This window comes from Mesorhizobium sp. LEGMi-168a, from assembly GCF_058312955.1.
The window spans coordinates 55,954-78,584 of record NZ_JBZEGV010000012.1; the positions used below are offsets into that span (position 1 = coordinate 55,954).

At 65.0% G+C, this 22,631-nt stretch carries 17 protein-coding genes; all 17 read left to right on the forward strand.

Annotated features, from left to right (window positions below; genetic code table 11):
- Positions 1–50 precede the first annotated feature (50 nt).
- A complete protein-coding gene (locus AC4FWB_RS17360; protein WP_491027491.1) occupies positions 51–1,505 on the forward strand; it encodes a UDP-N-acetylmuramoyl-L-alanyl-D-glutamate--2,6-diaminopimelate ligase in 1,455 nt (484 codons plus the stop codon).
- Entirely contained in the window at positions 1,502–2,935 is a 1,434-nt protein-coding gene (locus AC4FWB_RS17365) for a UDP-N-acetylmuramoylalanyl-D-glutamyl-2,6-diaminopimelate--D-alanyl-D-alanine ligase (RefSeq protein WP_491027492.1), read from the forward strand. Before AC4FWB_RS17360 ends, AC4FWB_RS17365 begins: the two co-directional genes overlap by 4 nt.
- A 26-nt stretch (positions 2,936–2,961) precedes the next feature.
- Positions 2,962–4,044 carry a phospho-N-acetylmuramoyl-pentapeptide-transferase gene (mraY, locus tag AC4FWB_RS17370; RefSeq protein ID WP_066990736.1) on the forward strand — a complete coding sequence of 361 codons (1,083 nt, stop codon included), beginning with the start codon at positions 2,962–2,964 and terminating at the stop codon, positions 4,042–4,044.
- Positions 4,045–4,052: 8 nt separating this feature from the next.
- Positions 4,053–5,453: a UDP-N-acetylmuramoyl-L-alanine--D-glutamate ligase gene (gene murD, locus AC4FWB_RS17375; protein WP_491027494.1), complete on the forward strand. Its 1,401-nt coding sequence runs from the start codon at positions 4,053–4,055 to the stop codon at positions 5,451–5,453.
- Complete coding sequence (gene ftsW, locus AC4FWB_RS17380; protein WP_491027495.1) at positions 5,453–6,604, forward strand: putative lipid II flippase FtsW; 1,152 nt, start codon at positions 5,453–5,455, stop codon at positions 6,602–6,604. The genes murD and ftsW overlap by 1 nt, the downstream gene beginning before the upstream one ends.
- 6 nt (positions 6,605–6,610) lie before the next feature.
- Entirely contained in the window at positions 6,611–7,735 is a 1,125-nt protein-coding gene (murG, locus tag AC4FWB_RS17385) for an undecaprenyldiphospho-muramoylpentapeptide beta-N-acetylglucosaminyltransferase (protein WP_491027496.1), read from the forward strand.
- The gene (gene murC, locus AC4FWB_RS17390; RefSeq protein WP_491027497.1) at positions 7,732–9,138 is read left to right on the forward strand and encodes a UDP-N-acetylmuramate--L-alanine ligase; all 1,407 of its coding nucleotides are present in this window, start codon (positions 7,732–7,734) and stop codon (positions 9,136–9,138) included. The genes murG and murC overlap by 4 nt, the downstream gene beginning before the upstream one ends.
- Positions 9,135–10,100: a UDP-N-acetylmuramate dehydrogenase gene (gene murB / locus AC4FWB_RS17395; RefSeq protein ID WP_491027498.1), complete on the forward strand. Its 966-nt coding sequence runs from the start codon at positions 9,135–9,137 to the stop codon at positions 10,098–10,100. The genes murC and murB overlap by 4 nt, the downstream gene beginning before the upstream one ends.
- Positions 10,101–10,410: 310 nt before the next feature.
- On the forward strand, positions 10,411–11,337 hold the full coding sequence (locus tag AC4FWB_RS17400; RefSeq protein WP_491027499.1) for a D-alanine--D-alanine ligase: 927 nt from the start codon (positions 10,411–10,413) through the stop codon (positions 11,335–11,337).
- Complete coding sequence (locus AC4FWB_RS17405; RefSeq protein WP_491027500.1) at positions 11,325–12,266, forward strand: cell division protein FtsQ/DivIB; 942 nt, start codon at positions 11,325–11,327, stop codon at positions 12,264–12,266. The genes AC4FWB_RS17400 and AC4FWB_RS17405 overlap by 13 nt, the downstream gene beginning before the upstream one ends.
- The gene (gene ftsA, locus AC4FWB_RS17410; RefSeq protein WP_491027501.1) at positions 12,263–13,570 is read left to right on the forward strand and encodes a cell division protein FtsA; all 1,308 of its coding nucleotides are present in this window, start codon (positions 12,263–12,265) and stop codon (positions 13,568–13,570) included. Before AC4FWB_RS17405 ends, ftsA begins: the two co-directional genes overlap by 4 nt.
- Before the next feature lie 68 nt (positions 13,571–13,638).
- Complete coding sequence (ftsZ, locus tag AC4FWB_RS17415; RefSeq protein WP_491027503.1) at positions 13,639–15,291, forward strand: cell division protein FtsZ; 1,653 nt, start codon at positions 13,639–13,641, stop codon at positions 15,289–15,291.
- 429 nt (positions 15,292–15,720) lie between these two features.
- Positions 15,721–16,668, forward strand: coding sequence for a UDP-3-O-acyl-N-acetylglucosamine deacetylase (gene lpxC / locus AC4FWB_RS17420; protein ID WP_491027505.1), 948 nt, complete (start codon positions 15,721–15,723; stop codon positions 16,666–16,668).
- 201 nt (positions 16,669–16,869) lie between these two features.
- Entirely contained in the window at positions 16,870–17,739 is an 870-nt protein-coding gene (locus tag AC4FWB_RS17425) for an outer membrane protein assembly factor BamD (protein WP_491027506.1), read from the forward strand.
- 8 nt (positions 17,740–17,747) lie between these two features.
- Positions 17,748–19,421, forward strand: a complete 1,674-nt coding sequence (gene recN / locus AC4FWB_RS17430; protein ID WP_491027507.1) for a DNA repair protein RecN — start codon at positions 17,748–17,750, stop codon at positions 19,419–19,421.
- Positions 19,422–19,559: 138 nt separating this feature from the next.
- Entirely contained in the window at positions 19,560–21,767 is a 2,208-nt protein-coding gene (gene ligA, locus AC4FWB_RS17435) for an NAD-dependent DNA ligase LigA (protein WP_491027508.1), read from the forward strand.
- A complete protein-coding gene (locus AC4FWB_RS17440) occupies positions 21,767–22,453 on the forward strand; it encodes a DUF2461 domain-containing protein (RefSeq protein ID WP_491027509.1) in 687 nt (228 codons plus the stop codon). The genes ligA and AC4FWB_RS17440 overlap by 1 nt, the downstream gene beginning before the upstream one ends.
- Positions 22,454–22,631: the final 178 nt, after the last annotated feature.

Below are 22,631 nucleotides of genomic sequence, written 5' to 3' on the forward strand. Positions count from 1 at the left end.
TGGGGCGCGCCGGCAACTGCGCGCTATTTTGTTGCGGTGAACGGGACTCAATGCATCTGAAAGATCTAGCCGGTATCCTGCCTGTCGAGGGAACAGCTTCCCCCGGTCTGGAGGTTACCGGTCTCTCCTCCGATTCGCGTCAGGTAAAACCGGGCGTCGTCTTCTTTGCGCTCGCCGGCAGCAAGGCCGATGGCTCGACCTATGCAGCCGATGCCGCTGGCCGCGGCGCTGCCGCAATCGTCGCGGCCAAAGGGAATACGATTTCCGGACTGTCGGTCCCGGTCCTTGCCGTGGACGATCCGCGCCTGGCGCTGGCGTTGAGCGCGGCGCGCTTCTTCGGCAAGCAGCCCGAAACGATGGTCGCCGTCACCGGCACCAGCGGCAAGACGTCGGTCGCCGCCTTCACCCGCCAGATCTGGGAGCAGGCCGGCCTTGCCGCCGCTTCGATCGGCACGACCGGTGTGGTGGCGCCCGGCCGCAACGAATATGGCTCGCTGACAACGCCGGATCCGGTGGCGCTGCACAAGCTGCTGAAAGAGCTGGCCGATGCCGGCGTTACCCACGCCTCGATGGAGGCCTCCAGCCATGGTCTGGACCAGCACCGCCTCGACGGCGTCAGGCTGGCGGCCGGCGGCTTCACCAATCTCGGCCGCGACCACATGGACTACCATCCGACGGTCGAGGACTATCACCGCGCCAAGCTGCGCCTGTTCGACACGCTGCTGCCGAAGGGCGCGCCGGCTGTGATCTTCGCCGACGATCCCTGGTCGGAGCCGACGGTTCATGCCGCGAGGGCAGCGGGTCTCAACGTGCTGACGGTCGGCCGCCATGGCGAATTCCTCACGCTGAAGCGCGTCGAGCACGAGCGGCGGCGCCAGCGTGCCGAGGTGGAAGCCGACGGCGTGCTTTACGAGATCGACCTGCCGCTCGCCGGTGATTTCCAGATCGCCAATGCGCTGGTTTCGGCCGGCCTTGCCATCTCGACTGGAACATCCGTCGGCAAAGCCTTGGCCGCGTTGGAAAAATTGAAAGGCGCGCCGGGCCGGCTCGATCTTGTCGGCACGACGGCGGCCGGCGCTCCGGTCTATGTCGACTACGCGCACAAGCCCGATGCGCTGGAAAATGTGCTGACCTCAGTTCGCCCGTTCACCACAGGCCGTGTCGTCGTGGTGTTCGGCTGCGGCGGCGACCGCGATCGCGGCAAGCGGCAGATCATGGGCGAGATCGCGACCCGGCTGGCCGATGTCGTCATCGTCACCGACGACAATCCGCGCACTGAAATTCCCGAAACCATACGCGCGGCCATCCTTGCCGCGGCGCCCGGCGCCATCGAGATCGGCGACCGCCGTAAGGCGATCCATGAGGCCGTGGCGATGCTGCATGCCGGCGACACGCTGATCGTCGCCGGCAAGGGGCATGAGGAAGGCCAGACCATCGGCACCGAAACCTTCCATTTCTCCGATCACGAGGAAGTGCGCGAGGCGCTCCAGGAGCGCGCCGCATGAACCTGCTCTGGACATCGGAGGCGCTTGTCGAGGCCACGGGCGGCAGGCCGATCGGTTCGCTGCCGGAAGGCATTACCGGCATTTCCATCGACAGCCGCAGCCTCGAGCCTGGCAATGCCTTCTTCGCCATCAAGGGCGAGACGATGGACGGCCACGATTTCGCGACCGCGGCGGTGAAAGCAGGCGCCGCCGTGCTGGTCGTCGCCGAGGGCAAGCTGCCGTCGCTCGGCCGGCTGACGGCGCCGATGATCGTCGTGCAGGATGTGCTTGCGGCATTGGAGAAGCTCGGCGTCGGCGCGCGTGCCCGCTCCCGGGCCAAGATCATCGCGGTGACCGGCTCAGCGGGCAAGACGACCACCAAGGAAGCGCTGCGCCACGTGCTGTCGGCGGTCGGCAAGGTGCATGCCTCGGCGCAGTCGTTCAACAATCATTGGGGCGTGCCGCTGACGCTCGCGCGCATGCCGCAAGACTGCGACTACGCAGTCTTCGAGATCGGCATGAACCATCCGGGCGAGATCAGGCCGCTGGTCAAGATGGTCAGGCCGCATGTCGCGATCGTCACGCTGATTGCCGCCGCCCATCTCGGCTTCTTCAAGAATCTCGACGAGATCGCCATGGCCAAGGCCGAGATTTTCGAGGGGATCGAGCCCGGCGGCGCCGCGCTGCTCAACCGCGACGATCCGCGCTGGAAGCTGCTCGGGAAAATGGCGAAAGAGGCTGGTGTCGAGCATGTCTTCGGCTTCGGCGAAAATGCCCGCTCGGCCTTCCGCCTTGCCGGCTGCGAGCTTTATGCCGATCATTCCGACATCGCCGTCAAGATCGGCAAAAAGGACGTGACGGCCCGCGTCGGGGCGCCCGGCCGCCACATAGTGCAGAATGTGCTGGCCGTTCTGGGCGCCGCGCAACTGGTCGGCGCCGATCTCGACAAGGTCGCGGCGGCGCTCGCCGACCTTTCGGCCGAGCGTGGGCGCGGCAGGCGCCACATCTTGCATCATCCGAGCGGCCCGATCACGCTGATCGACGAAAGCTACAACGCCAACCCGGCGTCTATGGCGGCGGCCATGGCGCTGCTCAACGCCACGCCTGTCGCCGGCGAGGGCAGGCGCATCGCCGTGCTTGGCGACATGCTGGAACTCGGCAGCCACTCGGCAAAACTCCACGCGGCGCTCGCCGAACTCATTGTCGGTACGGAAACGCGCAACGTCTTTCTCGGCGGTCCGGAGATGCGGGCGCTGGCCGATGTTTTGCCTTCCGATGTCGAAACCGAGTACCGGGCAGGGGCGGAAGAGCTGAAGCCGGTCGTGATGTCGGCGATCAGGCCCGGCGACGTGGTGATGGTCAAGTCGTCGAAAGGCATCGGATTTTCAAAGCTGGTCGAGGCATTGCTCGGCAAATTTCCGGCGGAAGCCACAACCATTGAACCGACCTGAGGTCGGCCTCCGGGGGACGGAAGCGCATGCTCACTTTACTCGTTGATTTCGCGGACAAGATCTCGGCCTTCAATGTCTTCCGCTACATCACCTTTCGCACCGGCGGCGCGCTGATCACCTCGGCGCTGATCGTCTTCATATTCGGACCGACCATCATCAACTCGCTGCGGCTTCGTCAGGGCAAGGGCCAGCCGATCCGCGCCGACGGACCGCAGACGCATTTCAAGAAGGCGGGAACGCCGACCATGGGCGGGCTGATGATCCTGTCCGGCATCATCGGCTCCTCGCTCCTATGGGCGAACCTCTCCAGCATCTATGTCTGGGTGGTGCTGTTGGTCACCGTTGGCTTCGGCTCGATCGGCTTTTACGACGACTATCTCAAGGTCACCAAGCAGTCGCATCTGGGCTTCTCCGGCAAGGCGCGGCTGGCGATCGAGTTCGTCGTCGCCGGCATCGCCGCCTGGGTGATCATGCACAATGGCCAGGCGCCGTTCTCGTCTTCGCTGACCTTCCCCTTCGCCAAGGAATTCCTCATCAATCTCGGCTGGTTCTTCGTGCCGTTCTCCTGCTTCGTCATCGTCGGCGCCGGCAATGCGGTGAACCTGACCGACGGTCTCGACGGGCTGGCGATCGTGCCGATCATGATCGCGGCCGCGTCCTTCGGCGTCATCGCCTATCTCTCGGGTAACGCGGTCTTTGCCGAATATCTGCAGATCCATTTCGTTCCCGGCACCGGCGAGCTTGCCGTCGTGCTCGGCGCGGTCATCGGCGCCGGCCTCGGCTTCCTCTGGTTCAACGCGCCGCCGGCCGCGATCTTCATGGGCGACACCGGCTCGCTGGCGATGGGCGGGCTGATCGGCACCATCGCGGTCGCCACCAAGCACGAGATCGTGCTGGTCATCGTCGGCGGCCTGTTCGTGGTCGAGATCCTGTCGGTCATCATCCAGGTCGGCTACTTCAAGATGACCGGCAAGCGCGTGTTCCTGATGGCGCCGATCCATCACCATTTCGAAAAGCTCGGCTGGACCGAAAGCCAGGTGGTGATCCGCTTCTGGATCATCGCCGTCATCCTGGCGCTGGTCGGCCTTTCCACCCTCAAGCTCAGATAGGACACCGCTTGGTTCCCGCCGCTTCCTTCGCTGGCAAACGCGTTTCGCTCTTCGGGCTCGGCGGCTCGGGGATCGCGACCGCGCATGCGCTGATCGCCGGCGGCGCCGAGATCCTCGCCTGGGACGACAATCCGGACAGCGTCGCCAAGGCGGCCGCGGCGGGGATCGCGACCGGCGACCTGCGCGCCGCCGACTGGTCGCGCTTCGCGGCCTTCGTCCTGTCGCCAGGCGTGCCGCTCACGCATCCGAAGCCGCATTGGGCGGTGGAGCTGGCGCGCGGCGCCGGCGTCGAGGTGATCGGCGACGTCGAGCTGTTCTGCCGCGAACGGATCCGGCTGGCGCCGAGCGCGCCCTTCATCGCGATCACCGGCACCAACGGCAAGTCGACGACGACGGCGCTGGCGGCGCATATCCTGAAGTCCGCGGGACGCGACACGCAGATGGGCGGCAATATCGGCCGCGCCGTCATGACGCTCGATCCGCCCGAGCCCGGGCGGCACTATGTGGTGGAGTGCTCCTCCTATCAGATCGATCTCGCGCCCTCAATCAACCCGACCGCAGGCATCCTGCTCAACCTGACGCCCGACCATCTCGACCGGCACGGCACGATGGCGCATTACGCCTCGATCAAGGAAAGGCTGGTCGCCGGCAGCGACACCGCTATCATCGGCGTCGACGATTCCTGGTGCGCCCAGATCGCCGACCGGCTGGAGCGGGCCGGCCGCCAGGTCATCCGCATTTCCAAGCGCCTGCCGCTGACCGATGGTTATTTCGCCGACGGCACTAATTTGATGGAAGCCGTGCACGGGCGCTACAGCCGCGTCGCCTTCCTGGAAGGCATCGGCTCACTGCGCGGCCAGCACAATGCGCAGAATGCGCTGGCCGCCGTTGCCGCCTGCCTGAGAGTCGGGTTGGAGCTAGGCGAGATCCAGGCGGGGCTCGAGAGCTTCCCGGGGCTGGCGCACCGCATGGAGCAGGTCGGCCGCAAGGACCATGTGCTGTTCGTAAACGATTCCAAAGCGACCAATGCCGATGCTGCAGCACCGGCGCTGTCGAGTTTCAACCGCATCTACTGGATCGCCGGCGGGCTTCCCAAGGAAGGCGGCATCGAGCCGCTGCGCGGCTTCTTCCCGCGCATCGCCAAGGCCTATCTGATCGGCGAGGCGGCGCCCGCCTTTTCCGCCACGCTCGGCGAGGCCGTGCCTTACGAGATATCCGGAACGCTGGCTGCCGCGGTCGATCATGCCGCCCATGACGCCGCGAGCGATACCAGCGGAGAGGCGGTGGTGCTGCTTTCGCCGGCCTGCGCCAGTTTCGACCAGTTCAAGAATTTCGAGGTTCGCGGCGAAGCCTTCAGGCAAGCTGCGACTGCTATTGATGGGGTGAAATCCATCGGAGGGCCACGTTGATGCAAAGCCGTCTCGACAAAAGTCCGGTCGCAACCTGGTGGTGGACGATCGATCGCTGGTTCCTGGCGGCATTCCTGTCGCTGATGGGGCTGGGCATCGTTCTGTCCTTCGCGGCAAGCCCAGCGGTCGCCGAGAGGATCGGCCTCAGCAGCTTCCATTTCGCCACGCGGCAAATCATCTTCACCATCCCGGCTCTCATCGTGATGCTGGCGGTTTCTTTCCTGGAGGCCCGGCAAATAAGGCGCATGTCGCTGGTGATGCTCTGCATCATGCTGGTGCTGATGGTGGTGGTGCTCTACATCGGCGTCGAAGTGAAGGGCGCGCGGCGCTGGGTGTCGCTCGCCGGCCTCTCCATCCAGCCGTCCGAGTTCCTGAAGCCGGCCTTCGTCATCATCTGCGCCTGGCTTTTCGCCGAGCACAAGCGCCAGCCCGACATTCCCGGCAATCTCTTCGCCATGCTGCTGCTCGCTCTGGTGATCTCGCTGCTTGTGGCGCAGCCCGACCTCGGCCAGACGATGCTGGTGCTGGGCACCTGGGGCGTGATGTTTTTCATGGCCGGCCTGCCGTGGCTCTGGATCGTCGCGCTGGGCGCTGCCGGCATTGGCGGCGTGTTCGCGGCCTATACGGTGTTTCCGCATGTCGCCGCCCGCATCGACAAGTTCCTCACCGGCGAAGGCGACACCTTCCAGGTCGACATGGGCCGTGAGGCGCTGATCAATGGCGGCTGGTTCGGTGTCGGCCCGGGCGAGGGGACGGTGAAGCGGGTCATCCCGGACAGCCATGCCGACTTCGTGTTCTCGGTCGCGGGCGAGGAGTTCGGGCTGATCATGTGCTTCTTCATCATGTCGATCTTCGCCTTCATCGTGCTGCGCGGATTGAGCATCGCGCTGAAGGAGCACGACGATTTCACGCGTTACTCCGTCGGCGGGCTCGTCACCATTTTCGGCCTGCAGTCGGCCATCAACATGTGCGTGAACCTGCAGCTGATGCCGGCCAAGGGCATGACGCTGCCCTTCATCTCCTATGGCGGCTCCTCGCAGATCGCTATCGCCATCTCGATGGGCATGGTGCTGGCGCTGACGCGCAGGCATCCCGAAAAGCGCAAGCAGATAGGCTATGCCTTCTCGCAGCGCACCCTTCCGGCGGAATGAGGCGGGATGTCGAGAGGTGTCATCCTGCTTGCGGCCGGCGGAACGGGCGGACATCTGTTCCCGGCCGAGGCGCTCGCGCATGAGCTGATCGAGCGCGGCTGGGAGGTGCATCTTGCCACCGACCGCCGCGCCGAGCGCTACTCCGGCCACTTTCCCGCCGCCGACATTCACTCGATCCCTTCGGCCACGCTGGGCTCGAAGAATCCGATCGCCATGCTTTCGGCCTTCTGGACGATCTGGCAAGGCGTTCGCAGGGCCGGGCGCGTCATCGCCAAGATCAAGCCGGAGGTCGTCGTCGGCTTCGGCGGTTATCCGACGCTGCCGCCGCTCTATGCGGCAACCCGGCGCAAGGTGCCGACGCTGATCCATGAGCAGAACGCCGTGATGGGCCGCGCCAACAAGGCGCTTGCCAGCCGCGTCGATGCCATTGCGGGCGGCTTCCTGGCGGAGGGTGAAAGCGCTGCCGGGGCCAAGACGGTGACCACCGGCAATCCGGTCAGGCCGCAGATACTCGAGGCGACAAAGACGCCCTACACAGCGCCGAGCGACGGCGAGCCGTTCCGCTTCCTGGTGTTCGGCGGCAGCCAGGGCGCGCAGTTCTTCTCCGACGCCGTGCCGGCGGCGATCGCGCGTCTGCCCGAAGCGCAGCGCAAAAGGCTGGCGATCACGCAGCAGGCGCGCGCGGAAGACGTGGCGCGGGTCAAGGCCGCCTATGCCAATCTTGGCGTCGATGCCCAGGTCTCGCCCTTCTTCACCGACATGGCGGCTCGCATGGCGGCGGCGCATCTGGTGATGTCGCGCTCCGGCGCCTCGACCGTATCGGAGATCGCCGTCATCGGCCGCCCGGCGCTGCTGGTGCCTTATCCGCACGCGCTCGACCATGACCAGGCGGCCAACGCCGCAGCACTTGCCGCCACCGGCGGGGCCGAGGTGCATCCACAATCCACGCTTTCGCCCGAGGGCATCGCTGCGCTCGTTGGCGGGCTGATGGGCAACCCCGACAGGCTGACGGCGATGGCCGCGGCCGCCCGTTCGGCCGGAAAACCGGACGCTGCGCGGTTGCTCGCCGATCTGACAGAGGCTATTGCGTCCGGCAAAACGGTTTCGGACTACAGGAGGACGCGCCCATGAAGATGCCGCAGACGATCGGCCTCGTGCATTTCATCGGCATCGGCGGCATCGGCATGAGCGGCATTGCCGAAGTGCTGCACAATCTCGGCTACAAGGTGCAGGGCTCGGACCAGGCGGACGGCGCCAATGTGCAGCGGCTGCGCGATAAGGGCATCGAGTGTTTCGTCGGCCACAAAGCCGAGAATATCGGCGACGCCGAGGTCGTGGTTGTATCGACGGCGATCAAGAAGTCCAACCCCGAACTCAAGGCCGCGCGGGAGAAACTACTGCCGATCGTGCGGCGCGCCGAAATGCTCGCCGAACTGATGCGCTTCCGCCAGGCGGTCGCCATCGGCGGCACGCACGGCAAGACGACGACCACTTCGATGGTGGCGACCTTGCTCGAAGCCGGTGGGCTGGATCCGACCGTCATCAATGGCGGCATCATCAATGCCTATGGCACCAATGCGCGCATGGGCGACGGCGAGTGGATGGTGGTCGAGGCCGACGAGAGCGACGGCACCTTCCTCAAGCTGCCGGCCGATATCGCCGTCGTCACCAACATCGATCCCGAGCACCTCGACCACTATGGCAGCTTCGACAAGGTGCGCGAAGCCTTCCGTCAGTTCGTCGAGAACGTGCCGTTCTACGGCTTCGGCGTGATGTGTACCGACCATCCCGAGGTGCAGGCGCTGGTCGGCCGCATCGAGGACCGGCGCGTCATCACCTATGGCGAAAACGCGCAGGCCGACGTGCGCTTCACCAATCATCGCATGGACGGGGCTGTATCGGAGTTCGACGTGGTGATCCGCGACCGCAAGGGGCGCGGCTCGACGACGATCAAGAACCTGCGGCTGCCGATGCCGGGACGGCACAACGTCTCCAACGCGACGGCGGCGATCGCGGTCGCGCACGAGCTCGGCCTTTCGGATGAAGCGATCAAGAAGGGCCTGTCGTCTTTTGCCGGCGTCAAGCGGCGCTTCACCCACACCGGCTCCTGGAATGGGGTCGAGGTGTTCGACGACTATGGCCACCATCCGGTCGAGATCGCGGCGGTGCTCAAGGCCGCGCGCGGGGCAACCAAGGGCCGTGTGATTGCGATCGCGCAGCCGCACCGCTTCACCCGGCTGCACGATCTGTTCAATGAGTTTTCCGTCTGCTTCAATGACGCCGACACGGTGATGGTGGCGCCGGTCTATGCGGCCGGCGAGGAGCCGATCGAGGGCGTAACTTCGGATGCCCTTGTGTCGCGCATCCGCGCCGGCGGTCACCGCGACGCGCGCTATATCGAAGGCCCGGCGGCGGTCGCCCCGGCCATTCGCGCGCTTGCCAAGCCCGGTGACTTCGTCATCTTCCTTGGCGCCGGCAACATCACGCAATGGGCCTATTCGCTGCCCAAGGAACTTGGGGGAACACCCTCATGATGCGCGGCCAGGCTCTGATCGACAAACTCGGTGGCAAGCTTGCCGGCCTGCGCGGCCGCATCACGCCCAATGCCGAGATGGACAAGATCACCTGGTTCCGGGCCGGCGGCCTGGCGGAGGCGCTGTTCCAGCCGGCCGACGAGGAGGACCTCGCGGCTTTCCTGCGCGGCGTGCCGGAGGAAATCCCGATCACCGTGGTCGGCGTCGGCTCGAACCTTCTGGTGCGCGACGGCGGCATTTCCGGTTTCGTGGTGAGGCTTTCGGCCAAGGGCTTTGGCGAAGCCGAAGCCACCGGGCCGACCACGATCAAGGCGGGCGCGGCAACGCCGGACAAGCGTGTCGCAGCGGTCGCTTATGAGGCCGGCATCGGCGGGTTCCATTTTTACCATGGGATTCCGGGCGCCGTCGGCGGAGCGCTGCGGATGAACGCGGGCGCCAATGGCGTCGAGACGCGCGAGCGCGTGGTCGAGGTGCGGGCGCTCGACCGCACAGGCAATGTCCATACGCTGAGCAACGCCGATATGGGCTATGCCTACCGCCATTCGTCGGCGCCCGGCGGACTGATCTTCACCTCGGCCACCTTCGAAGGCGTTCCGGAAGACAAGGCGGCGATCAAGGCGGCGATGGACGCCGTGCAGAACCATCGCGAGACGGTGCAGCCGATCCGCGAGAAGACCGGCGGCTCGACCTTCAAGAATCCCGAAGGCACCTCGGCCTGGAAGGAGATCGACAAGGCCGGCTGCCGCGGGCTGATGATCGGCGGCGCGCAGATGTCGCCGATGCATTGCAACTTCATGATCAACACCGGCACCGCGACCGGCTACGACCTCGAATATCTCGGCGAGACGGTGCGGGCGCGGGTGCTCGAGAATTCGGGCATCCGGCTGCACTGGGAAATCCAGCGACTGGGCAACTTCCGGCCGGGTCATGAGGTGCAGGAGTTCCTGGGACAGCTTCTGTAGCTCATCAAGATGTTCAAGTAGTGCTTGAACTTCCGGGGTAGGCACGGCCGCCGACCGTTGCCGCAAAGACTCAATGACACGCTTTTCTGACCTGTTTTCGCGGAAAGTGAATCTCTCGGAATCATAGGCACTTGCCAGGGAATCAACTCTCTGATTCTCTGCCCTAAAGCGTTTCCTGATTTGAGTCGTTTGACGCGTTACCCGCGTTTTCCGTCTGGGGGGCAACCTGCCGGAAGACTTGGACTCACTATGCGGCAATGTTGCGTGCGGAAATATCGGTTGCGGGCCCGGCGTGAGAGGGGATGACGGGATGAAGAAGAAGCATGTGGCTGTTCTTCTGGGGGGATTCTCCTCGGAGCGGCCCGTGTCTCTGTCCTCGGGGAAGGCATGTGCGGATGCGCTCGAGAATGAAGGCTATCAGGTCACTCGGGTCGATGTTTCGCGCGATGTCGGGTCTGTGCTTGCCGAGCTCAAGCCCGATGTCGCCTTCAATGCGCTGCACGGCCCGTTCGGCGAGGATGGCACCATCCAGGGAATTCTCGAATATCTCGGAATTCCCTACACCCATTCGGGTGTGCTCGCTTCGGCGCTGGCCATGAACAAGGAGCAGGCCAAGAAGGTCGCCAAGGCGTCGAGCATTCCGGTCGCGGAATCGAAGGTAGTCAACCGCTTCGCCGTCCAGAACAAGCATCCGATGAAGCCGCCCTACGTGGTGAAGCCGGTCAACGAGGGCTCGAGCTTCGGCGTCGTCATCGTGCATGAGGGGCAGTCGCATCCGCCGCAGGTGATCGGCTCGTCCGAGTGGCGGTATGGCGAGATCGTCATGGTCGAGCGTTACATCCATGGGCGCGAATTGACCTGCGCGGTGATGGGCGATGTGGCGCTCGGCGTCTGCGAGATCATTCCGACCGGGCATTCCTTCTACGACTACGATTCAAAGTACGTGCCTGGCGGATCAAAACACGAAACCCCTGCAAAAATTTCACCGAATATTTACCAAAAAATACAGACACTGGCCCTCAAGGCTCATCTTGCTATCGGTTGCCGGGGCGTCTCCCGGTCGGACTTCCGTTACGACGACCGTCACTCCGAGAACGGCGAGGTTGTCTGGCTGGAGATCAACACTCAGCCGGGCATGACGCCGACGTCTCTGGTGCCTGAAATCGCCGCGCAAGCGGGACACTCGTTCGGCGATTTGTTGAGTTGGATGGTGGAGGACGCTTCGTGTCTGCGTTGAGGTGGGGACAGGGCAAAGGCGGCGGGGCTGGGCCCGCGCTGATTGGTGTGTCGCTGTCGTTCGACCATTTCGTTTTACCGCGCCAGCTTCGCCGGCCGGTGCGTGTGCTTGCCCGTCTCTGCAGTGGCGAGTATGAGGCGCCGCGCTTTTCCGCCGCGATCCTCTCGGCTGCGTTGTTGGCTTCATTCGGCGCCTATGGCGCCTATCTCGGCGGTTATAGCGACAGCATCGTGCAAGGCGTGACCGCCCGAACCGGGTTTGCGGTCGACCAGATCAAGGTCGTCGGCAACCGCCAGACTTCAGAGATCGACATACTGGACCGGCTCGGCCTCGACGGCTGGACTTCGCTGATCGGCTTCGACGCCGAGGCCGCGCGCGAGCGCATCGCGACGCTGCCCTGGGTCGAGGTTGCGGCGGTGCGCAAGATCTACCCGCATACGCTGGAGGTGCGCGTCGAGGAGCGCGAGCCCTTCGCGCTTTGGCAGCAGGGCAACTCGCTTTCGGTGATCGAGCGGTCGGGCGAGGTGATCGCGCCGTTCTCGGGCGGCAAGCAAGCTTTGCTGCCGCTGATCATCGGCACTGGCGCGCCGGCCAAAGCGCCGGACTTCCTGGAGAAGATCAAGCGCTATCCCGAGCTGGCGGCGCGGGTCAAAGGCTATATCCGTGTCGGCGAGCGGCGCTGGGATCTGAGGCTCGAGAACGGCATCACGGTGAAGCTGCCGGAGGATGACGAGGATCAGGCGATCGCCGAACTCGTCAAGCTCGACCATGACAATGGGCTTTTGACGCGCGACATCGCCGCCGTCGACATGCGGCTCACCGATCGGCTGGTGGTGGAGCTATCGCCCGAGGCCGCGACACAGCGCGAAGCCGCGCTCAGCGAAAAGCCGAAGAGCCTGACGAAGCGCAAGCCGGGGACGAAGATATGAGCTGGCTTGGCGGCAGCGGTGATGCATCTTCGCGCCGGTCGGGCACGCTTACGGTGCTCGATGTCGGCTCGAGCAAGGTTTGCTGCGTGGTGGCGAAGCTAAAGCCGCGCGACGACGGCAAGCTCCTGCGCGGGCGCTCGCACCGCATCCAGGTGATCGGCATCGGCCATCAGAAATCGCAAGGCGTGAAGTCCGGTGTCGTGGTCGATCTCGACCGCGCCGAGCATGCCATTCGCCTGGCTGTCGACGCGGCCGAGCGCATGGCCGGGCTCACTGTCGATTCCCTCATCGTCAACATGACGGCCGGCCGGCTGAAGAGCGAAGCCTTCTCGGCAACCATCAATCTCGGCGGCCACCAGGTCGAGGAAGCCGACATCAAGCGCGTGCTCGCCGCCGGCGCCAAGCAGGCGCTGCGGGCCGAGCGGGAGGTGGTCCATTCGCTTCCCGTCGGCTTCTCGCTCGATGCCGAACGCGGCATGCGCGATCCGCGCGGCATGGTCGGCGACGCGCTCGGCGTCGACATGCATGTGCTGACCGGTGACGCCGCGCCGATGCGCAATCTGGAGCTCTGCATCAACCGCTCGCATTTGTCGGTGGAGCGCATGGTGGCGACGCCCTACGCCAGCGGCCTTGCGGCTCTGGTCGACGACGAGCTCGAAATGGGCGCCGCCTGCATCGACATGGGCGGCGGTACGACGACGATCTCGGTGTTCTCGGAAGGCAAGTTCGTCCATGGCGACGCCATCGCCATCGGCGGCAACCATGTGACGCTCGACATGGCCAAGGGCCTGTCGACCTCGCTCGATGCCGCCGAACGCCTGAAGGTGATGCATGGCTCGGCGCTGCCAGGCAGCGCCGACGATCGCGACCTGGTCTCCATCCAGCCGATCGGCGAGGAAGGCGAGTTGCCGTTGCAGATTCCGCGCTCGGTGATGACGCGCATCATCCGCGCGCGCATCGACGAGACGCTGGAGCTGTTGCGCGACCGGCTGAACAAGTCCGGCTACGGCAATGCCGTCGGCAAGCGCGTCGTTCTCACCGGCGGCGCCAGCCAGTTGGCCGGCCTGCCGGAGGCGGCGCGCCGCATCCTCGGACGCAATGTGCGCATCGGCCGGCCGCTGGGCGTGGCGGGCCTGCCGGAAGCGGCAAAGGGGCCGGCGTTTTCGACCCCGGTCGGACTTCTGATCTATCCGCAGATGGCGAGTTTCGAGAGCCAATCGGCGAAAGGAATTTCCGGTTTCAGGATGACCGGAACGGGCGGAAAACTGCATCGCATGAGTCAGTGGTTGAGAGACAGTTTTTAATTTGACGGGGACAGCCCCATAGGCGGCCGCAGCGGCGAGGCGGCGGGAAAGGCAAAAGGACGGAGACAATGACCATCAATCTGCAAAAGCCGGACATCACCGAGCTGAAGCCACGCATCACCGTTTTCGGTGTCGGCGGCGGCGGCGGCAATGCCGTCAACAACATGATCACAGCCGGTTTGCGCGGCGTCGAGTTCGTGGTGGCCAACACCGACGCGCAGGCGCTGACCATGTCGAAGGCCGAGCGGCTAATCCAACTCGGCGCGCATGTCACCGAAGGCCTCGGCGCCGGCTCGCAGCCGGAAGTCGGCCGCGCGGCGGCGGAAGAATGCATCGACGAGATCATCGATCACCTCTCCAACACGCATATGTGCTTCGTCACCGCCGGCATGGGCGGCGGCACCGGCACGGGCGCTGCTCCGGTCGTTGCCCGCGCGGCGCGCGAGAAGGGTATTCTCACCGTCGGCGTCGTCACCAAGCCGTTCCATTTCGAAGGCCAGCGCCGCATGAAGACGGCCGACATGGGCATCGAGGAGCTGCAGAAATGCGTCGATACGCTCATCGTCATCCCCAACCAGAACCTGTTCCGGCTGGCCAATGACAAGACCACCTTCGCCGACGCCTTCGCCATGGCCGACCAGGTGCTCTATTCGGGCGTCGCCTGCATCACCGACCTGATGGTCAAGGAAGGCCTGATCAATCTCGACTTCGCCGACGTCCGCTCGGTGATGCGCGAAATGGGCAAGGCGATGATGGGCACCGGCGAAGCTTCGGGCGAGGGCCGCGCAATGGCCGCGGCGGAAGCCGCGATCGCCAACCCGCTGCTCGACGAGACCTCGATGAAGGGCGCCAAGGGCCTGCTGATCTCGATCACCGGCGGCCGCGACCTTACCCTGTTCGAGGTTGACGAAGCCGCGACCCGCATCCGCGAGGAGGTCGACCAGGACGCCAACATCATCCTCGGCGCCACCTTCGACGAGGAGCTGGAAGGCGTTATCCGCGTTTCGGTGGTCGCCACCGGCATCGACAAGTCGGCGGCCGAAATCGCCGCGGCGCCGATCTCGATCCGCGCGCCGCAGAAGCCGGTCGCCCGTCCGGCGGCGCCTGTTCAGGAAATCCGTCCCGCACCGGTTCAGCAGCAGGCTTACGAGCCCCGCGCCGTCGATCCGGTCGCCGAAGCGATCCAGCTTGCCGAGGCGAACGCCGCCGCGATGGCGCAGCCGCGCCCGGCGCCGGTCGACGACTTCCGCCCGCAGAGCAAGATCTTCCAAGCTCCGCCAGCGCAGCCGCAGCCGCAGCCGGTGGTGCAGCAGGTTGCGCAGCCCGCGCCGCAGCGCGAGATGCCGCAGCCGATGGCGGCGGCGCCGCAGCGCATGCCGCGCGTGGAGGACTTTCCGCCGGTCGTGAGGGCAGAAGTGGAAGCCAAGACCCGTCCCGCGGATCATGAGAACAGCGGTCCGATGGGGCTGATCAAGCGGCTGACGAACGGCCTGACCCGCCGCGAGGAAGAGCCGGCCCGGCTGCAGCCGGCGCAGCCGCGCGAGCCGAAACTGCGCCAGGCCGCACCGGAAATGCGCCGCCTCGCCAGCCAGGACCCGCAGCTCTACGCGCCGCGCCGCGGCCAGCTCGACGACCAGGGGCGCCTGACGCCGCAGAGCCGCACGGTGCAGGAAGACGACCAGCTGGAGATTCCGGCGTTCCTGCGCCGCCAGGCCAACTGATCGATAAAGCGCGCCGCGTCACGCGGCGCGCTTTACGCCTTGATTTGATGCATGTCGTTCTGCCGAAGCCGCTGCGCACTTTTGGCCGACATGCACTAACGATATATAACAGTTGTTAACTGGCAGACGAGGAATCGTCTGCCTGTTGTCGTTAAAAACTATTTTAGAACAAAGCGTTACGCGATCTTTCTCATTCGATGTCGCGGTTACACAGGGAAAGAAACCGTGATTTGGAGTCTCCCGGACGGGCCATTATCTTCCCGACGGACTAAAGTCGGTTTGCCGGGATTCGGGGAGTTGGCCCTGCCTGCCGATCATTTCAGAGCCGCCATGCCTTGTTCATTTGCCGCATTTTCGCGGACGCCAGGTGACCCATCTGGCTGAAAATGCTCAAGAGGCTGACAAGGCGGACGCAGGCAGTTAGGGCTTATGGGGTTTGTCTTGCACGACTATCAGACGACAGTTAAAACGCGCGCGACGTTAACCGGCACGGGCGTGCACAGTGGCAGGCCCGTCACCGTTCATTTCCTGCCGGCCGACGCCGATACCGGCATCGTGTTTCATCTTTCGAACGGCCGCGAGGGCCGCGAGTTCCGCGCGCTGGTCTCCGAGGTCGGCGCCACCGATCTTTGCACCATGCTCGGCGACCCGGCAGGCGAGCACATCGGAACCGTCGAGCATTTGATGGCGACGGTGTTCGGACTTGGTATCGACAACCTTGTCATCGAGATCGACGGTTCGGAAGTTCCCATTCTCGACGGCAGCGCGGTTGCCTTCGTCGAGGCCTTCGACCAGGCCGGCATCGAGACGCTTGCGGTCAAGCGCCGCTATATTCGCGTGGTCAAGCCGGTCCGCATAGAAGCCGGCGCCTCGTGGGCCGAATTCCGTCCCTATGACGGCACGCGGTTCGAGGTCGAGATCGATTTCGAAAGCCCGGCCATCGGCCGCCAGCTCTTTGCCTCCGACATCAACCCCGACATCTTCCGCCGCGACATCGCGCGGGCCCGCACTTTCGGCTTCATGAAGGACGTCGAGCGGCTGTGGGCCGCCGGCTATGCGCTTGGTTCGTCGCTGGAGAACTCGCTGGTCATCGGCGACGACAACCGTGTCATCAATGTCGGCGGGCTGCGCTATCCCAACGAATTCGCCCGCCACAAGACGCTCGACGCCATGGGCGATCTGGCGCTTGCCGGCGCGCGCTTCATCGGCTGTTTCCGCTCCTATCGCGGCGGTCACCGGATGAATGCGGCGGCGCTCCGCCGGCTGCTGTCCGACCGCACCGCGTTCGAGATCGTCGAGACGCGGCGCCGCGAGCGCGGCAGGGTTGCCGAAATGATCGCCGTCAGCGGGCCGGTCTACGCGCCCTGGGTGATCTGATTCTTAACGATTTTCTGGCTTTGTAGCGAAGCTTGTGTTGCACAAGTGCATCACAAGCCCCTGAAATTATGCAGGTGTGAGCACGACGCCAAACCGCCACAAAAATGTGCGATTGGCCGGACATAGCGTTGCCGGGCAAGGGGATAATGGTTTATGGCTGCGGCCCGGACCGAAACGACGCCGAAAGGGCGGAATCCAAACATGTTTTTTTCGCGAGTTGGTCAATCGGTAGTGCCGCGTCGGGCCACCCTGCTGGCGCTGTCGGTGGTTGCTCCCGCGCTCGTGCTGTCGGCCTGCATGTCGTCCGAGAAGGATGTCAACCTGGCGACTTATGTCGACCAGACCGAGCCGGCCGACGTTCTTTACAACCAGGGCCTGGCCAATATGAATGCCGGCCGCCTCGATGAGGCGAGCAAGAAGTTCGACGCCGTCGACCGCCAGCATCCCTATTCGGAATTCGCCCGCAAATCGATGGTGATGGGCGCCTTCGCCGACTATCGAGCCGGCAACTACGACGAGGCGATCGGTTCCGCGAAGCGCTACCTGACACTCTACCCGTCGACCGACGATGCGGCTTATGCCCAGTACATCATCGGCTTGAGCTACTACCGGCAGATCAAGGACGTCACCCAGGACCAGAAGGAAGCGCGCCAGACCGTGCAGACCATGAACGACCTGGTGACCCGCTGGCCGAACTCCGAATATGTCGACGACGCCAAGGACAAGATCCGCTTTGCCACCGACCAGCTCGCCGGCAAGGAGATGCAGATCGGTCGCTATTATCTCGAACGCCGCGAGTATATCGCCGCCGTCAAGCGCTTCCGCACCGTGGTCGAGAACTATTCCAACACGCGCCATGTCGAGGAGGCGCTGGCGCGCCTGACCGAGAGCTACTACGCGATGGGGCTGACCTCGGAAGCGCAGACGGCCGCGGCGGTGCTCGGCACCAACTATCCGGACAGCCAGTGGTACAAGGATTCCTACAAGCTCCTGCAGAGCAACGGGCTTCAGCCGCGTGAAAATGCCGGATCGTGGATTTCCAAGGCCGGGAAGCTGATCACCGGCGCCTGACACTCCTGATGCTGTCCAGACTGTCGATCCGCGATATCGTCCTGATCGAGAAGCTGGACATCGATTTCCTGCCTGGACTTTCGGTGCTGACGGGCGAGACCGGCGCCGGCAAATCCATCCTGCTCGACGCGTTGTCGCTGGCGCTCGGCGCGCGCGGCGACGCCTCGCTCGTCCGCCATGGCGCGGCGCAGGGCCAGGTCATCGCCGTGTTCGACGTGTCGCGCAACCATCCGGCGCGCGCGCTGCTCGCCGACAACGACATCGAGGACGACGGCGACATCATCCTGCGCCGGGTGCAAACGGCCGACGGCCGCACGCGCGTCTTCGTCAACGATCAGCCGTCAAGCGTCACCCTGATGCGCGATGTCGGCCGCGCTCTGGTCGAAATCCATGGCCAGCATGACGAGCGCGCGCTCGTCGATCCTGGCGCGCACCGCGAATTGCTGGACAGTTTCGGCGGCCATTTCGGCGCCGTGCGCGGCACAGGCGAGGCCTGGCGCTATTGGCGCGGTTGCGAGCAGGAGCTTTCCCGGCACCGCGCCAAGGTCGAGGCGGCGGCGCGCGAGGCCGACTATCTGCGCGCCTCCGTCGCGGAGCTGGCGAAGCTCGATCCGCAGCCGGGCGAGGAGACCGAGCTCGCCGAATTGCGCGCCCAAATGATGCGCGCCGAAAAGATCGCGTCCGAGATCCACGACGCGCAGGACGTGCTGTCGGGACCGTCCTCACCCTTGCCGCAGCTCGCCAGCCTGCTGCGGCGCCTGCAGCGCAAGTCGGGTGAAGTTCCGGGACTGCTCGACGACGTCGTGAAGTCGCTGGACGAAGCGATGATCTCGCTCGACGCAGCGCAGTCCGGCGTGGAATTTGCGCTTCGCGCCACCGAATATGATCCGCAGCGCCTCGAAAAAGCGGAGGAGCGGCTGTTCTCGCTGCGCGCGGCCTCGCGCAAGCACAATGTCGCCGTCGACGACCTGGCGCAGCTGCGCGACACGATGGCGGCCGACCTTGCCGATCTCGATGCCGGCGAGGAGCGGCTGCACGGACTGGAGAAACAGGCTGCCGCCGCGCGCGAGGCCTATGACATTTCCGCGGCGCAGCTGTCTTCACTGCGCCACGCGGCGGCAACCGGACTCACCAAGGCGGTGATGGCCGAATTGCCGGCGCTCAAGCTCGAGAGGGCGGAGTTCATCGTCGAGATGGTGAGCGATGCCGAAAGCCGCACGGAAGAGGGCATCGACCAGGTCGAATTCTGGGTGCGCACCAATCCGGGCACGCGGCCCGGGCCGATGATGAAGGTTGCCTCCGGTGGCGAGCTGTCGCGCTTCCTCCTGGCGCTGAAGGTGGCGCTGGCCGATCGCGGCTCGGCGCCGACCCTGGTCTTCGACGAAATCGACACCGGCGTCGGCGGCGCGGTGGCCGACGCCATCGGCCAGCGGTTGGCGAGACTGTCGAAGCGGGTGCAGGTGCTTTCGGTCACCCACGCGCCGCAAGTGGCGGCGCGCGCCGCCACGCATTTCCTGATCTCGAAGTCCGGCGGCAAGGACCGCGTCGCCACCGGCATTGCCGAGATGGACCGCGCGGCGCGCCAGGAAGAGATCGCGCGCATGCTGGCCGGCGCCACCATCACCGATGAAGCGCGCGCCGCGGCAGAGCGGTTGCTACGCGAGAACACGGCCGCCGCTTAGAGCCTGATCCCTCCCGCTCGGAGGATGAGTCAGCAGATGGCTGCATCTTGCTGTTCAGCAATGATTTTTGCGCGAGCCGACTCCCCCATGCCGAATCCTGATTTATAGTGGCCCGCCATAATTCGAGGACCGCGCTTCATGTCGGAAAAACCAATCGAATCGCTGAGCGAAAGCGAGGCCGCGGAGGAGTTGAAGCGGCTGGCGGCTGAGATCGCCGAGCACGACCGGCGCTACCATACAGAGGATGCGCCGACGATCTCGGACGCCGAGTATGACGCGCTGGCACGGCGCAACCTTGCCATTGAAGAGCGCTTTCCCGATCTCGTGCGCGAGGATTCGCCGTCGCGACGGGTCGGCGCGCCGCCTGCGGAAGGCTTTGCCAAGGTGCGCCATGCCGTGCCGATGCTCAGCCTCGCCAAGGCCTATACCGACCAGGATGTCGCCGATTTCATCGAGCGCGGGCGGCGCTTCTTCGACCGCGACAAGGATCTCGACATCGCCTTCACCGCCGAGCCGAAGATCGACGGCCTTTCGGCTTCGCTGCGCTATGAAAACGGCGTGTTCGTGCAGGGTGCTACACGCGGTGACGGCGCCGTCGGCGAGGACATCACCGCCAATCTCAAGACGATCGCCGATATCCCGAAGACGCTGAAGGGCTCGGGCTGGCCGGAGGTCATCGAAATCCGCGGCGAGGTCTACATGACCTATGCCGAATTCGAGGCGCTGAAGCAGCGCTCGGCGGCTGTCGGCGGGCAGGACTATGTCAATCCACGCAACACGGCGGCCGGATCGCTGCGCCAGAAGGACCCGGCGGTCACCGCCAGCCGCAACCTCAAATTCTTCGCCTATGCCTGGGGTTATACGACGGCGGATCCGGCGCCGACACAGTATGATTCGGTGCAGAAATTCGCGGAATGGGGTTTCAAGGTCAGCCCACTGATGGTGCGAGCGAAGTCGATCGCGGAACTCATTGCGCAGTATCACCAGATCGAGGAACGGCGCTCCTCGCTTGGTTATGACATCGACGGCGTCGTCTACAAGGTCGACCAGCTCGAGTTGCAACGCCGCTGGGGGTTTGTCACCGGCGAGCCGCGCTGGGCGGTCGCGCACAAATTCCCGGCCGAGCAGGCGATGACGACGGTCGAGAGGATCGATATCCAGGTCGGCCGCACCGGCACGCTGGCGCCGGTGGCGCGGCTGGCGCCGGTGACGGTCGGCGGCGTGGTGGTCGAGAACGTCACGCTGCACAACGAGGACTACATCAAAGGCTTCGACAGCAACGGCCAGCCGATCCGCGACGGCATCGATGTCCGCATCGGCGACACGGTCGTCATCCAGCGGGCAGGGGACGTCATTCCGCAGATCGTCAGCGTCGTCATCGACAAGCGTCCGGCCGATGCCGTGCCTTACGAATTCCCGCACACCTGTCCGGTCTGCGGTTCGCCGGCGACGCGCGAGATCAACGAGAAGACCGGCAAGGAGGATTCGCGCCGCCGCTGCACCGGCGAGCTGATCTGCCCGGCGCAGGCGGTGGAAGGGCTGCGCCACTTCGTGTCGCGCGGCGCGCTCGATATCGAGGGCCTCGGTGCCGAAAACATCGACCTTTTCTTCAATGCAGGGCTGATCAAGACCGCCGCCGACATCTTCACGCTCAAGGACCGGCGGCCCGCCGTCACCAAGGCGCTGGCCGAGCGGCGCGAAGAGCAGGCGCGGCTGCGTGAAGAGGCATCGGGCAAGACGCGCAAGAATGTGCGCAGCGTCGAGGAGCGCAATTACGAAGGGCTGGACAAGCTGTTTGCGGCCATCGACGCGCGCCGCGAGCCGGAGCTGGACCGCTTCATTTTCGCCCTCGGCATCCGCCATATCGGCGAGACGACGGCAGCCGTGCTTGCCCGACAGTTCTCGACGATCGAGGAACTGATCCGCATCGGCAAGGAGACGGCAAAGGCGGAGGATCCGCACACCGTGTTCCCGTCGATCAACGGCATCGGCGATACGGTGATCGGCGCGCTGCGTGACTTCTTCGGCAATGAGCGCAACGACGATGTGCTCGATGCGCTGCTGGCCCAAGTTCACCCGAAGCCCTACGTGGTCGAGATCTCGGCCGGCAGCGAGGTCTCCGGCAAGACGGTGGTGTTCACCGGCACGCTGGAAAAGATGACGCGCTCCGAGGCCAAGGCGATGGCGGAGCGTCTGGGCGCCAAGGTCGCGGGCTCGGTTTCTGCCAAGACCGATCTGGTGGTCGCAGGTCCTGGCGCCGGCTCAAAGCTCAAAACCGCGACCGACCTCGGCATCGAGGTGATCGACGAGGATACCTGGCTGCAGCGCATCGGCAGGGGCGGCTGATGGCCGGCGCGTTCAAGGGTTTTGGGCAAAAGGCCATCCCGTTCCTGAAGGCGCTCGATTTCCACCAGAATCGCGAGTGGTTCCAGGAAAACCGCGACCTTTACCAGAGCGACCTGCACGAGCCGTTCTGCGATCTCGTCGAGACGCTGAGCGAACGCTTCGAGGCGGCAAAGCTCGGCTTGCGCGGCGACCGCAAAAGGTCGCTGTTCCGTATCAATCGCGACGTGCGCTTCTCAAAGGACAAGCGGCCCTACAACCGGCATCTGTCGGCCATCCTGTCGCCGGACGGCACCAAGATGTCGCAAGGCGTCTTCTACGTGCATATCGGGCTGGAGCGCTGCTTTGCCGGCGTCGCCTGGTGGCAGCCGGCCCCGGAACTGCTGCAGGCGATGCGCAAGGCGATCGTCACGAAGCCGGCGTCGTTCCGTGGCATGGTCTCGTCGCTCAAGAGGGCTGGCCTGGAGCTCGACCCTGAAGACTGCCTGAAGCGCGCGCCGCGGGGCTTCGAGGATGTCAGCGAAGCCGATCTCGCCCAAGCGGTGCGCAACCGGCATTTCGTGGTCCGGCACGAGATCGATGTCGCGGGAATACACACCCCGGCGCTGGTCGACGAGCTCGTCGATTTCACCTTGCGCGCCAAGCCCATGCTCGACTGGGGCAGGGCGATCCAGGGCACGGCCGTGTGAGCCATCCGAAGGGCCCGGCGATCAGTTCCGCTGATCGTCGGCTCAAGCGAATTGGTGTGACAAGCAAGCCGATGCTTCCTACATCAGGCGGCCTAAAGCGCGTCGCGACGAAACGGATTCGGCGACGCGCTTTAAGTCCTTGTTTTGATGCATGTCGTTGTCCCAGAACCGCTGAGTG